This window comes from Leuconostoc sp. DB-1, from assembly GCF_013414845.1.
GTDB classification, from domain to species: domain Bacteria; phylum Bacillota; class Bacilli; order Lactobacillales; family Lactobacillaceae; genus Leuconostoc; species Leuconostoc mesenteroides.
Genome location: NZ_JABFNJ010000001.1, coordinates 485,325 through 499,001, shown reverse-complemented (window position 1 = coordinate 499,001; position 13,677 = coordinate 485,325). Strand labels below are relative to the sequence as shown.

The following is a 13,677-nucleotide window of genomic DNA, read 5'->3' as shown; positions in this document are numbered from 1 at the left end:
AAGCCACAATATAAAATTGTGGCTTTTATTTTTTGACTGGTTCTTTTTTCTCATCATCTTTTGGTGTTGTACCGTCAGCTAATGTCTTTTCCGTAGGTTTATCCCAAGTTACAAAGTCACAATCGGGATATCTTTGGCAACCATAAAACGTTCGTCCACGTTTAGTTTTTCGCTGAACAATTTGTCCTTTATGGCACTTTGGACATAGCAAACCGATTTCCTGAACAATTGCTTTTGTATTACGACAATCGGGGAAACGTGCACAGGCATAGAACTTGCCATAACGACCCATTTTGACTAGCATGGGCGCACCACAAACCTCGCAATCCATCCCCGCCAGTTCATCATGCATAATAATCTTTTCAAGAGATGTCTCAGCTTTCTCGACTTCCTTTTGAAAGGGTTTAAAGAATGAATCAATGACTGGTACCCAGTGCTTGTTACCCGCTTCGACCTCATCTAGCTCATGTTCAACCGCAGCCGTGAACTTCATGTTTGTCACGTCAGGAAAACTTTCTTCGACAATCGTTTGAACAATTTCTCCCAGTTCAGTTGGCACAAACTTACGAGCATCAATACGAACATAGTTCCGCCGTTGAATTGTATCTAGAGTTGGCGCGTAAGTTGATGGACGCCCTACGCCATTTTCCTCTAAGGCTTTAATTAGCGTTGCTTCAGAATAGCGTGCTGGTGGCAAAGTGAAGTGTTGTTCAGGATCTGTATTTGCCAAACTCACCTTGTCCCCTTCGCTCAACGAAGGCAAAACATTATCTTTCTTTTTTGCTGTTGGATAGGCCTTTGTAAATCCTTCAAAATTTGTTTTAGAACCGTTAGCTCTAAAGATAACGCCGTTTTGTTCAATTGTCACAGCCATTGTATCTAAAATTTCTGGTGTCATTTGGCTAGCAACAAATCGGGACCAGATCAAAGAGTATAGCTTAAATTGATCAGGGGTTAGTTTATCTTTGATAGACTCTGGCGTCCGATTGACATCAGATGGTCGTATGGCCTCATGGGCATCTTGAGCTCCCTCCTGTAGCTTTCCTTGCACTGGCTTATGCTGTGAGTATTCTTCACCCCATGTATCGTGAATAAATTGTGCTGCAGCATTCTTTGCAACAGATGAAATACGCGTCGAATCTGTACGCATATAAGTAATTAATCCTACTTGACCTAACCCCTTACCCAGATTAATACCTTCATATAGTTGCTGTGCAGCCATCATTGTTTTACGCGTTCTAAATTTTAACTGTGTATTGGCTGTTTGTTGCATTGTTGACGTCGTAAATGGTGGTTGAGGTTGGCGCTTGCGTTGCTTCGTATCCACCTTAACAATATCAAAATCACCATCTTTGTTAATCCGCTTCAACACATCTTGCACACTGTCATTGTCTGGCAATGGCTGCTTTTTTCCATCAAATCCGTAGAATATTGATTTGAATTTGGTACGATTCTTTTTAAACATAGAATCTAGCGTCCAATATTCTTCTGGCTGAAAAGCCTGTATCTCACGTTCACGCGCAATGATCAAGCCTAAGGCCACAGACTGCACACGGCCAGCCGACAACCCACGCTTCACGGTTTTCCAAAGAATCGGTGATATTGAATAACCTACTAATCGATCAAGAATACGACGTGCTTGCTGTGCATCAACAAGATCTTGATTAATAACACGCGGTGTTTTAAAGGAATTTTTAATCGTATCTTTTGTGATTTCATTGAAAACAACTCGATTAGGTTGTTCAGGATTTAAATCCAAAATATGCTGCAAATGCCAAGCTATTGCTTCACCTTCACGATCCGGATCGGAAGCCAGATAAACGGCTTTTGCGGCTTTTGCTTCCTTGCGTAATCCCTTAATAACATCGCCTTTTCCACGAATATTAATATACTTAGGATCATAATCGTTTTCGACATCAACACCTAAGGTGGATTTAGGCAGATCACGTATATGACCAAGGCTAGCAACTACTTTATAGTTGCGACCTAAATACTTTTCAATTGTTTTTGCTTTCGATGGACTTTCAACAATAACTAGATTTTTCTTGATTTTAGATTTCTTCCGTGGTGCCGCTTTTTTCTTTTTTGTTGCTGTTTTGGTTTCTGCCAAAGTAAATTTCCTCGCAATCTTTTATGTTTAAATATAGTATTTTCTGTTACATCAGTCACTAATCAAATTGTTTAAGACTTTATAATTTAAAATTGATTTGATTATAACACAAAACCGTCTGTCCAGAATTAATCTAAGCAGACGGCGTTGTAATTGGAAAATAAGTTTTACCTTTTCCAAGCAAAGAAATGCAACAGTTTAATAATACCTAGTACCAGTAAAGAGGCCCCAAGTAATTGCCAAAGGAAGATTGCACTAAGCAAAGGCGCAAACAATAACGCGATTCCACCAATAATACTGATGAGAGCTGAAAACATCGCCCACCCTTTTTGTGTGTAATACTTCAGTGACCCAAATTCAATAATTCCTTCGAGTATCCATGTCATACCAACAAGCAAGCCGACAATTATAAACAAGTAGGTAGTTGCTGCATACAGGTTTATAAAGGTAAATACGCCAGCGATAAAGTAGACAGCCCCAATAACCAAGTTACCCACACGAGCCCAACCGTCTTCATCTTTTCTATCGAATACGGATGCTATGTGCGATATACCTATCGCAATAAAAGCTAACCCAATCAAAGCGGCTACTACTGAAGCACTGTGCGTTGGCCAAAAAAGTATCAGAGCACCAAAAATAATTGACACAATAGCGTCAAATCCAATAATATTGCGTAGTTTTTTTAAAAATATGTCTGACATCATCCATCCTCCTCCTCATTTACTTCATATTATACGCTTTTAATGGCTAGTTCTCATTTTTGGATTAATCTTGATGTTTAATATGCTTTAGACTTAATTCATCATCTACTTTTTGTGAAAATAAAAACCAACCAGAAACCAACCTGGCTGACTTTTTTTCCCTATTATCAATGCTTGTCTGAATAAAAACCACTCTCGGTCATATAACCTTTAGTGGCTACCCCCATAGTTACCATAGGCGCAGCACCAAATCGCAAGCCTTTATTCAAATAAGCATTGGCACGGTTTTCTTGCTGATTTTTTCTCAGTACATCGTAATCAATATCTCGACTCATTAGCATATCCTCCTTTCACTTAAAATAGTAGCAAATAAAAACAACCAAAATACTCCGTTTGGTTGTTCTTAGCCTATTTCGTTTTTATTGATTGGTGCCTATTAAAGAATCGATATCAGAAAGACAATTTGAAGACAAGCTCCTACTAAAATTAAAGTAAATAGATGGACCATGTTGGACTCGAACCAACGACCGAACGGTTATGAGCCGTTTGCTCTAACCAACTGAGCTAATGGTCCAGACAGTAATGCCCCACAATAGTACTTTGAAATAAAATTGGTAATTTTACATCATGATATTTTCGAAACTATCGTAGGTCATAACCAGTTTAAATTATATCATCAAAACATAATAAATTAAACTTGAAAAACATAAATATTGAAAAAATAAGATATGGTTTTCCGTGACCACATCTTATTTATTGTACACATTTCAGCATACATATTTAAGGAGCATCTGACTCGTTGTCAGAAAATTATTGATGTGTAAACGAATCCTCAACATAAGAAAACGCTTACAAATTTATTATATCAGCATTTCAAGTTCCGTCAATGCCTTTTATGATATAAATGTTTTAAGTTTACATATCGAACAACTGGTCTGTACAAGTATATTTGCATGTCATACTTTAGAAGTATTATAATTAAAAAAGTATGGTAACTCACGCTTAAAAATAAAAAATTTGTTCCTATTTTTTAATAATACTAAAAAATGATTGTTCAATACGTGCCAAATATCCACGCTAAACTGTTCGGGAGAGAATTTATTATGTTAAAGTTACTAAAAAAAGTAACTATCAGTGCAGTGTTAGTGGTTGCCACTAGTACGATATACCCTGCTTTGGGTGTTGCTGCTGATAGTTATCAGAAGGACAAACTAAGTGGTGCTGAGCAGCATCCTCTTAGTTTCAAAAACGAAAAACAACTTGTTCTAGCTGATCAAGATAGTCAAAAGCGTGCGGTTGATGCTCATATTCAGCTCAATTATGCTGAAGAACCAACTGCAAAACAAGCGACAAAACTAAACTACAATCCTGTTGGTTGGCACAATTATAAATTCAAATATAAAAAAGCCAACGCATCTATTGGTAAGTCATGGCTATTCAATCGCGGACATCTTATTGGCTATCAATTCAGCGGTTTAAATGATGAAGCAAAAAACTTAGTTCCAGAGACAGCTTACCTAAATACTGGCGCACTTAAAAAATCGAATGCCAGTAACAAAAAAGCTATGCTTTATTATGAAAGAGGTCTCACAAAATGGCTTAAGCACCACAAATCAAGCCGTTTAGATTATCAAGTTACACCAATGTATAGTGGCAATGAACTCTTGCCACGACAGATTCGCCTATCTTACATAGGCTATTCTAACTCTGGAGAGAAAGTTAAGATTAGTCTTAAATCATACCGTGAAGAAGATGGCAATGACGGTGCAACAGTAGTTTACCTAAATAATGACAGTTCAAACGCAATTATTAATTATGCTGATGGAACGGCCAAAAATACATTACACAAAAAAGCTGACTTAGCCGCTCAAAAAGAAGCTGCAGAAGAAGCTAGCTCCGCGGCAGCTTCTTCATCTGCCAGAGCCAGTTCTGAAGCAGTGTCATCTGCCAAAGCTAGTTCCGAAGCAGAACAATCTTCAATAGCTGCTGCACAAAAAGCTGCAAGTGAAGCTAGTGTATCACAGGCAGCCGCCGCGTCATCTCAAGCGGCAGCTAATTCTGCAGCAGCAGCTTCAGCTGCACAAGCACAAGCAGCACAGAATCAATCTGCAGCAACACAAACATACACTGGTGAAAGTCAACAAATTATCGGAAATTCAAAATCACATATTTATCATGTTCCTGGTCAAGCTGGCTACTATATGAACAGTAGCAACGCTGTTTATTTTAATAGTGAAGCAGACGCCCAAGCGGCAGGATATCGTAAATCATTACGTTAACAAAAAAGCCCTCACGGGCATACATAATTATTTTGCACGAACTCAAAAAGATTGAATTAAATATCACTTTGCTGATTCAAAATCATAGAAATAAATGCTCTACGATAAGTCAACTTTTCACTGATATTTTCTAAAATCGTCCGTGTCTCTCGTGGCTTATCGGTAATCACGCCATTGACACCTATCATATAGGCCGTTTCAACATCAAGCTTGTCGTTAACTGTCCAACTGTACAAATCTTTGTTATACTGTCTAATTTGGCTGGATAAATGTGCATCAACCTTTGAATATTCTATAGCATAGAATTTACTAATTTTATTTCCATCAACTGTATTTTTAACGGGTGATAATAATCCTGTAGTTAAACTAGTGTATTGATATATTCGCTTAATAACGTTTTGGTTCATTGATTGAATTTCGCTTTTATTTTCCTTCATTTGCTTGCCATATTTGGCTACAAATTGTTTTAATTGCTCATCTGTTATCGTTTGATTCAATTTCAATTCTACTAATAATTTTTGTTTTTTGTTATTCGCCAAATCAATATATTTCGAAAAGCTAGTTAAATAAAATTGATGCCCATCTTCTGTAACTTTTTTGGTTTTCAGAGTAGACCAATTTGTTTTTGATATGTCAAGCGTTTCCCCCGAGACTGTTTTTACTTTAGTATTGTGTGTCAGAACATATACGCCATCTTTTGTGGGTTGAATGTCAATTTCAATGTAATCAGGATGAGTAGCAATAGTTCTTTTCAAAGCAATTAACGAGTTTGGGACGGCATTCGGATATGAAACACCTTTATGTGCAATCACTAAATATTTTTCTCTTGGCGATATAAAATAATTACCGGAAATTAAAGTACTGCCTGCCCCAATGACTATGAGTATGAGTCCTTGCAAAAATATCGAAGAGCCATTCAATTTTTTTTCAGCATCTTTCTTGTGGTCGGTTGTCAAAAGAGTGACATACAGGTTTAAGATATATGCAGTAATAACATACATTAATCCACTTGTAATGGCAAGTAAGATATTAGCAATGAGGCGTCTATTATTTACGTCAAAAAAAGTATCAGCAAATAGCTGCAAAAAATATAATAACGCAAAACCAATGCCACTTGCTACCACCAAACGAATTATTGATTTTAAGAATAACTAGGCCATGCCTTCTCTTGCAGATATCTTGATAGCGTTCAATAAGGAATAATCTTGATAAATCGCAAAATAACTAATGTGTCTGAATTTAATTAACAATAAAATCAGTACAAGATAACACGCTGTGAAAATTGTATTTGCCCAAAATCCACTCACCATATCAACAAAAGTTTTGGGTAATGCAAGATATTGAGCAAATGGCACTTTTAAACCAAATTCAACTAACGGGATCATCAAAATAATAAATGCCGCGATTGAAGTATGTAATTTGTAAGACAACAACTGCCTGGTAAAATGCTTTTCGCTTTTTTCTCCCCACGAACGCCGAAGAAAGTATAATACAATACCTGCGAACATAAACCAGAGGACAATATAAACCGCAATTATTCCGAATAAAGATTCTAAGTATTTTGAAGCTGAGTCGGTCAGTGAAGCTAAACTACTCGTATCAACTCGATAAAAGTCTGGTAACGTTTTTTGAGCAAAGTAAATGATTATTTTGGCAACGAGATTGTAAATAAACAAGGCGACTGCCCATTTAAAAAGTGTATTTAATTTTATTTTCTTCATAAGTATTCTCTCACGAACTTCAGGGATATTATAAATTTTATTTTAGACATAAAAAAGAAAGCACAAGCTAGTACTATTTATAGTACGTAACCCGAACAATCTCATGTTACCATTAAAACAAATTAATGTCATAATCTGTTATTATCAGTCTAATAATCATCGATGCGTTTTAAAAAGTTGATGGTCACTTGATTGAAATTTTCTGGTTCTTCAATATGTGGAATATGTCCCGCTTCTTCAAATATGTGTTCTTCACCGAATGTAGACATATCCTTCAAATCATAAACGTGGTCAGCTGGCCATAACGGAGAATGTTTACCCGCCAAGAATAAATGTGGTACGCGTTCACGTTTCACAATGTCACGCCAATCTTCGATAAAACTGTTTACTAATAACGGTTCATTATATTTAAAGTTAAAGGGATGATAAGCCGCTGCAAGTTTACGTTTGATGTCACTTGAAATTTTAGCATGTGTTAATTTAGTATGTGGCAACTTTTCTGCCGCCGTCCATATCATTGTTATATCTGCATTAAAAATCCCCAGAGACCAAGTTTCATCCCTTAAAATCTTGGGAATTTGATCTTCCGTAATAATAGCTTTGACATCTGCTTCGCCATACAGCGACAAATAGGACCAAATTGTACTTGCACCCATTGAATGTCCTACAAGAATTACTTGATTGAGATGAAGCGCTGCGATCAACTCGGCTAAATCTTGCCCATGTCTTGACATACGCATGCCATAATCAACCGTTTGACTTTCACCATGATTGCGACGATCATAAGTAATCACCTGAAACCCAGCCTGTTTAAGCGGTTCTATTTGTGCCGCCCACGTAGCCTGATTGCCTGAATAACCTGCAACTAAAATAATTGGTTGCCCGTCGCCGTATATATTGTAATTCAGTTTTACGTCATCATTTGTTATAAATGTTGACATTGTTTACCCCCAACATCTTCAATTCTTAAACTCATCACAACTTTGTACTTAAATATGGATTGGTAGCCCATCGGCTAACTCAGCTGCATCCATAATTGCTTCACCGAGTGTCGGATGTGGATGTATTGTCAATGAAATATCCTTCGTTGTCAAACCATTTTCAATCGCTAAGGACAGCTCGGAAATCAGGTCTGATGCAGAGGGACCAACAATCTGTGCGCCAATTAAGGCATTACTACTCTTATCACTAATCAGCCGTACAAAACCAACAGCTTGATCCATAGAAATGGCTCGACCATTACCGGCAAACGGGAACTTTGAAATTTTTGCTTCCAAATGATTTACTTTGACTGACTCAGGCGTTTCACCAGTTGTTGCTAATTCATACTGCGTATAGGCTACAGAAGGTAGTGAATAATGTAAATCACGCGCCTGCGCATCTTCTGCGATGGCTGCAGCAGCTATTTTTCCTTCAAAACTAGCTTTATGAGCCAACTGCGGACCTGCGACAACGTCTCCAATGGCATATATATGCGGTACACTCGTTTTCATTGTATCGCTTGTTGTAATCAAGCCTTTGCTGTCTACTTTGATATCGGTATTGTTCAATCCCAAACCGTCTGTATTGGCACGACGTCCCACAGCTACTAAGAGATAATCGCCCGTAATACTTTGCTCCTTACCGTCTGCCTCGTAGGTCAACGTCACTTCCTTAACAGTCTGTGTTGCTTCCTTAGCTATTGCGGATGTCACAACCGTACCACCATGAGCTTTAAAATCATCTAATACTGGTTTCGTCATTTCTGCATCAAAACCGTTCAGTGTGTGATCCAAACCCTCAATAATGGTTACTTGCGCTCCTAAATTAGCATAGGCACCGCCAATCTCAGATCCAATAACGCCACCACCAACAATAATTAATCTTTTTGGTATTTCAGTAAAACCTAAAGCACCAGTAGAATCAACGATGCGTCCACCAAACGGAATAGTTGTAATTTCAATTGGCCTCGAACCTGTAGCAATTATTGCATTGTTAAACTGCAATAGTTCATGACCATCCTCTTGTAAAACATTCAAGGTCTCGTTGTCATTGAACACTGCCTCTCCTTTAATAATTTCAACATGATGCTTTTTTAATAGCATCTCTACACCAGAAGTTAGCGTGTGTACCACCTTATTTTGTTTCCAATCTTGTGTCTTTTGCCAGTCAAGTGTGGCTCCAGAAGTGAGTAATCCAAACGGAGTCTCCTCAGTTGCTTCACGGTATCTATGACCCACATTAATTAATGCCTTTGATGGAATACAACCAATATTTAAGCACACACCACCAATATTATCACGCTCGATAATAACAACTTTTTGTCCAAGCTCAGCAGCCCGAATAGCAGCAACATAACCACCAGGACCAGATCCAATGACTACTGTATCAATTTCACGTGCTTGTGCACCAACAACCATAATTACACCTCCATCAACATATAGGCTGGGTCAGACAATAGCTGCTTCAAATAATTAAGGGCCGATTGTCCTAGCATGCCATCAATCAAACGATGATCATAGGTCAATGATAATTTCATGTTTTGTCCCACGGCTAGCTCTCCATCGTCATTGACAATCGGTTCCTTTAAGATCGAACCTAATCCCAATATTGCTACTTCTTTACCGTTAATAATTGGTGTAAACCAAGTACCTCGGGCCGAACCAAGGTTAGAAATTGTGATTGTTCCGCCCTGCATTTGGGCAGGTGTAATTGATCCATCACGAACTGCTTCAGCAAGATCAGTTATTTCTTGCGCAATTGTGAAAATAGACTTTCGATCTGCATTCTTAATGACTGGCACAAACAACCCAGTTGGCGCATCCACAGCGATACCCATGTTAACATCATCGTGATAAACAATTTCTTGCGCCTTCATGTCAACACTAGCATTTAATTCTGGGAATTTCTTAGCTACAGCTGCCAACGCTTTAACAGCATAGGCTAGGTATGTTAAACGTATGCCTTTGTCATCTCGAGCCATTTCCTTAAACGCCTTACGGTGGCCAACCAATTTTCTAACATCAACAGAATCAAAATTCGTTACTGTTGGAATAGCTGCTTGCCTATCCATCGCTCTAGCTATCGCTTTACGTACTGGTGCCATTGGTTGACGCCCTTCACGCAATGGTAATGCTGGTTCCTCATGAACAGCTGCAGACGACTCTGTTTGAGATGTGGTTGATGTTTGCGTTTGAGTGGGTGCTGAATTGTCTGATCCCTGGAAATTTTCAACGTCTGATAATGTAACATGACCATGGCGACCAGTAGCTGGTACTTGTGTTAAATCTATATTTTTCTCATGAGCCAAATGACGTACTGATGGCATTGCCAGCACATGACCGTTTGCTACTTGAACAGTGCTAGTTTCCTTAGGAGCTGTGTTTTTTGGGGTGCTTTGCTCTGTCTCCACTACGTTCGAAGAAGTACTTGGTTGCGCTACATGACCGTTATCAGAGTCATTTTCACTGCTGCCGTCTCCATCAAACTCAATTAATGGATCGCCAACCTCAACTGTTGTTCCGGCGTCAACAAAAAGTTTTGTAACTTTACCACCATACGGAGACAAAATTTCTTGCATTAATTTATCATTTTGTACTTCTGCGACTGGATCATCAGCCGCTATCGTATCACCAACTTTAACCAGCCAAGACGTAATATCTCCCTCCGCCATACCTTCGCCAATATCTGGCATCTTAAAAATCTCAGTCATAATTTACAACCTCCACTACTTTGGCCACAACATCGTCAGACTTAATCATCCAATCGTTTTCTGCTTGTCCAAATGGATAAACAGAGTCTGGTGCAGCTACTCGACCGATAGGTGCTTTTAAACTCAAAATAAATCGTTCAGAAATTTCACTCATAATAGCAGCGCCAATACCTGCCATTCGCTGCGCTTCTTGCACAACAACCACACGACCTGTTTTAGCAACGGTTTCTCCGATTGATTGAATATCTAATGGTGAAACTGTACGAAGATCTAGCACCTCAGCTGAAATACCGTTCTTAGATAATTCCTCAGCTGCCTTCAAGGCAACAGGAACACCACCGCCATACGAAATGATTGATACATCATCTCCTTCGCGTGCAATCGCAGCTTTATCTAATGGTGTCGTGTAGTATCCTTCCGGCACTTCACCTTTCAATGATCTATACAAATGTAAATTTTCTAGAAATACAACTGGATCATTGGACGCAATAGAACTTAGTAGCAACCCCTTTGCGTCAGCAGGATTTGCCGGCATCACAACTCGGATACCAGGAATTTGTGCTACCATGCCCTCTAAATTATCAGCATGCATTTCTGGTGTTTTAGTTCCGCCACCATAAGGCGAACGGACAACAATTGGCATGTTACGCGTACCATTAAACCGGAAACGATTTCGTGCCATTTGACCTGCTATCGAATCCATTACTTCAAACAAAAAGCCAAAGAATTGAATTTCCATAATTGGTCGATAATCTTGAGTAGTCAAACCAATTGCCATGCCACCTATACCTGATTCTGCTAAAGGCGTATTAAACACACGATCTTCGCCGTATTTAGCTTGAAGACCATCAGTGGCACGGAAAACACCACCATTTTTTCCAACGTCTTCACCAAAGATAATCACATCATCATCTTTTTCCAATGCCAAGTCCATCGCTTCACGGATGGCATCGATATAACTTTTCACAGCCATGTTACTTTCCCTCGCTTTCAAACTTAGCTATTTGCTCTTTCATTGCTTGACTTGGGACTTCGAGTGTATTTTTAATAAAGTTAGAAATTTTTTGTTTCTCGACACTATCTGCAATCTTAATTTGGTCATCAATCAGTTGATTGACTTCTTTTACATAATCGTCTTCTTGTTCTTCGTTCCAAATACCCTGATCCTGCAATAACTTGCGCATGCGAATAAGCGGTTCTTTTTTCCACCATTCTCCAATATCATCTTTCGTTCGGTAACGTAGCGGATCATCTCCAGCTGTCGAATGAGCCTCCAAACGATTAGTAATCGTTTCAATCAGCACAGGGCCATTGCCGTTTGCCGCCCATGCACGAGCCTCTTTAGAAGCCAAATAAACAGCGATTGGGTCGTTCCCGTCCACTACCAGACTTGGTAATCCAGCCGCCCAACCTTTTGCAGCTAAATGCGGTGCTGCTGTTTGCAAAGCGCGTGGTGTAGAAATAGCGTAACCATTGTTCTGAACGAAGAACACTGCATTAGCGTTATACGCTCCGGCGAAATTTATGCCCTCATAAAAATCGCCTTGTGATGTACCACCATCACCTGTATAAGCATACACGACCGCGTTTTTTCCACGTTTCTTCAACCCTAACGCAATGCCGGCCGCCTCCACATACTGAGCACCAATGATAATTTGTGGCATCCACGAATTTACTGGTTTGTCGTCTTCAGTAGTATATACATTACCTAAAACATGCCCACGTGACCACAAAATCGCTTTCCAAATTGGCCATCCCTTCACAACAATTTGGGGGATGTCACGATAACCCGGCATTAGCCAGTCATCATCATTAAAAGCATAAGAGGAGGCCATCTGTGAGGCTTCTTGACCAGCTGTTGGTGCAAAAAATCCAAACCGCCCCTGCTTAGCTAGTTTTGTTGAACGAATATCTAACTGCCGACTTAAAATCATGCGTTTTATAATATTGATTAAGTCTTCATTAGATAACTCAGCACGCTCGAAAGCTTCATCATCAACAATTTTTCCAGTATTGTCTAATACACTTAATGTTGGGAAACTATCTGCTTGTGCAGTAAGCTGATGATTAAAGTCAAGTACTTGCTTATTTGTTGCTGTTATGTCAGCCATTTATTTTTACCTCATCTTTCTGAAAGAATGTTTCTAAAAGCTCATCATTTGTGATGCTGCCAAAGTATTGACCATCTTTATTTCTGTCAAGTACTTCGGCAATTGCATCGCGAGTAAATGGAATACCGATTAATTCTGATTTTATTTCACGCCAATCTCTAACCCCTAAAAAGTCTCCTGTAAAGTTTATATCTGTAATATCACCATTTTTAACATCGATTTGTACATCAATTGCACCACCATCATATTTAGCATGATTGTTATACATAAACTGTGGGCTTTTTCCGTAATTCCAGGCCCACTGTGAAAACTTTTCATCGCGCAGCTTTTTGATAGAAGCCTTTTGTGCTTCACTCAACACATATTCCGTATCTTTGCCCTCATCTGTTAAATAGTATTTCAACTGATCAATAAATGTACTAATTGTTAACCCTTCAGGCGCATAGTCTTTGATATTGCCAACACGAGCACGAACTGATTTAGCCGCCTTAGATATGAACTTTTCGTCAGCCACATTAAGAGAACGTACCATAGCATCCACATCAGTTTCCCAGAGCAGTGTGCCATGATGCATTAGATAGCCACCGGCATATCTCTGTGCATTCCCAGAAACCTTTTTCCCCGCAATCTCTAAATCATTTCGTCCGGAGATATCAACATGTATACCAAGTGACTCCAAAGCATCCGCCATTGGTTTAACAAATTGATGAAAATCAACACTAGCACTAGTAGCAACTGGAACAAAAAATGTAAAACAAATGTTTCCTAAATCATGATAAACTGCGCCTCCTCCTGAAACACGACGAACAACTTGAACATTTTGTGACTCTATATACGCCTGATTTACCTCCGAAAAGGTGTTTTGATTTTCACCAATAATCACTGCTTTTTTGTTCTGCCATAATGCAAAAACCGGCTTTTTTGGTTTTAAATTTTTCAGTAACCAAGCATCCATGGCGATGTTGGTATAGGCATCTTGATTAAAGTAATTAATAAATTGCATATTATCAGCTCCTTATTGTAACCGCTTACACTCTACAACTTCATTGTACCACTAGTTTGAC

At 38.9% G+C, this 13,677-nt stretch carries 12 protein-coding genes and 1 tRNA gene; 1 reads left to right on the top strand and 12 read right to left on the bottom strand.

Annotated elements, in window-relative coordinates:
* Positions 1–25: 25 nt before the first annotated feature.
* The 4 genes from topA to HFP47_RS02340 form a co-directional block, all read right to left on the bottom strand.
* A complete protein-coding gene (gene topA, locus HFP47_RS02355) occupies positions 26–2,110 on the bottom strand; it encodes a type I DNA topoisomerase (RefSeq protein WP_179875969.1) in 2,085 nt (694 codons plus the stop codon).
* A gap of 167 nt (positions 2,111–2,277) precedes the next feature.
* Positions 2,278–2,811, bottom strand: coding sequence for an HdeD family acid-resistance protein (locus HFP47_RS02350; RefSeq protein ID WP_038534120.1), 534 nt, complete (start codon positions 2,809–2,811; stop codon positions 2,278–2,280).
* 167 nt (positions 2,812–2,978) lie between these two features.
* Positions 2,979–3,146 (bottom strand): hypothetical protein, encoded by a 168-nt coding sequence (locus HFP47_RS02345; protein ID WP_179875968.1) that lies wholly within the window; start codon positions 3,144–3,146, stop codon positions 2,979–2,981.
* A gap of 165 nt (positions 3,147–3,311) precedes the next feature.
* Positions 3,312–3,385 (bottom strand) — tRNA-Ile (locus HFP47_RS02340).
* 529 nt (positions 3,386–3,914) lie between these two features.
* Between HFP47_RS02340 and HFP47_RS02335 the strand changes: the two genes are divergently transcribed.
* Positions 3,915–5,090, top strand: coding sequence for a DNA/RNA non-specific endonuclease (locus HFP47_RS02335; protein ID WP_011679532.1), 1,176 nt, complete (start codon positions 3,915–3,917; stop codon positions 5,088–5,090).
* A gap of 56 nt (positions 5,091–5,146) precedes the next feature.
* Here HFP47_RS02335 and HFP47_RS10515 read toward each other — a convergent pair whose 3' ends face one another.
* The 8 genes from HFP47_RS10515 to HFP47_RS02300 all read right to left on the bottom strand — a co-directional run bounded on the left by HFP47_RS10515 (position 5,147) and on the right by HFP47_RS02300 (position 13,616).
* Positions 5,147–5,902 (bottom strand): glycerophosphodiester phosphodiesterase family protein, encoded by a 756-nt coding sequence (locus HFP47_RS10515; RefSeq protein WP_223318520.1) that lies wholly within the window; start codon positions 5,900–5,902, stop codon positions 5,147–5,149.
* A gap of 339 nt (positions 5,903–6,241) precedes the next feature.
* A complete protein-coding gene (locus HFP47_RS10510) occupies positions 6,242–6,811 on the bottom strand; it encodes a hypothetical protein (protein ID WP_257229685.1) in 570 nt (189 codons plus the stop codon).
* A gap of 149 nt (positions 6,812–6,960) precedes the next feature.
* Positions 6,961–7,752, bottom strand: a complete 792-nt coding sequence (locus tag HFP47_RS02325) for an alpha/beta fold hydrolase (protein WP_042252938.1) — start codon at positions 7,750–7,752, stop codon at positions 6,961–6,963.
* Positions 7,753–7,800: 48 nt separating this feature from the next.
* Positions 7,801–9,210 carry a dihydrolipoyl dehydrogenase gene (gene lpdA / locus HFP47_RS02320; RefSeq protein WP_179875967.1) on the bottom strand — a complete coding sequence of 470 codons (1,410 nt, stop codon included), beginning with the start codon at positions 9,208–9,210 and terminating at the stop codon, positions 7,801–7,803.
* A 2-nt stretch (positions 9,211–9,212) separates the two neighbouring features.
* The gene (locus HFP47_RS02315; protein ID WP_042252935.1) at positions 9,213–10,502 is read right to left on the bottom strand and encodes a dihydrolipoamide acetyltransferase family protein; all 1,290 of its coding nucleotides are present in this window, start codon (positions 10,500–10,502) and stop codon (positions 9,213–9,215) included.
* Positions 10,495–11,475 (bottom strand): alpha-ketoacid dehydrogenase subunit beta, encoded by a 981-nt coding sequence (locus HFP47_RS02310; protein ID WP_042252933.1) that lies wholly within the window; start codon positions 11,473–11,475, stop codon positions 10,495–10,497. Before HFP47_RS02310 ends, HFP47_RS02315 begins: the two co-directional genes overlap by 8 nt.
* Before the next feature lies 1 nt (position 11,476).
* On the bottom strand, positions 11,477–12,613 hold the full coding sequence (locus tag HFP47_RS02305) for a thiamine pyrophosphate-dependent dehydrogenase E1 component subunit alpha (protein ID WP_014324512.1): 1,137 nt from the start codon (positions 12,611–12,613) through the stop codon (positions 11,477–11,479).
* Complete coding sequence (locus HFP47_RS02300; RefSeq protein WP_179875966.1) at positions 12,606–13,616, bottom strand: lipoate--protein ligase; 1,011 nt, start codon at positions 13,614–13,616, stop codon at positions 12,606–12,608. Before HFP47_RS02300 ends, HFP47_RS02305 begins: the two co-directional genes overlap by 8 nt.
* Positions 13,617–13,677 lie beyond the last annotated feature (61 nt).

Coding starts and splice junctions, on each gene's coding strand:
- HFP47_RS02310 (WP_042252933.1), bottom strand. CDS start 11,475: ATGGCTGTGAAAAGTTATATCGATGCCATCCGTGAAGCGATGGACTTG.
- HFP47_RS02315 (WP_042252935.1), bottom strand. CDS start 10,502: ATGACTGAGATTTTTAAGATGCCAGATATTGGCGAAGGTATGGCGGAG.
- HFP47_RS02325 (WP_042252938.1), bottom strand. CDS start 7,752: ATGTCAACATTTATAACAAATGATGACGTAAAACTGAATTACAATATA.
- HFP47_RS02345 (WP_179875968.1), bottom strand. CDS start 3,146: ATGAGTCGAGATATTGATTACGATGTACTGAGAAAAAATCAGCAAGAA.
- HFP47_RS02350 (WP_038534120.1), bottom strand. CDS start 2,811: ATGTCAGACATATTTTTAAAAAAACTACGCAATATTATTGGATTTGAC.
- HFP47_RS02335 (WP_011679532.1), top strand. CDS start 3,915: ATGTTAAAGTTACTAAAAAAAGTAACTATCAGTGCAGTGTTAGTGGTT.
- lpdA (WP_179875967.1), bottom strand. CDS start 9,210: ATGGTTGTTGGTGCACAAGCACGTGAAATTGATACAGTAGTCATTGGA.
- HFP47_RS10510 (WP_257229685.1), bottom strand. CDS start 6,811: ATGAAGAAAATAAAATTAAATACACTTTTTAAATGGGCAGTCGCCTTG.
- HFP47_RS02300 (WP_179875966.1), bottom strand. CDS start 13,616: ATGCAATTTATTAATTACTTTAATCAAGATGCCTATACCAACATCGCC.
- HFP47_RS02305 (WP_014324512.1), bottom strand. CDS start 12,613: ATGGCTGACATAACAGCAACAAATAAGCAAGTACTTGACTTTAATCAT.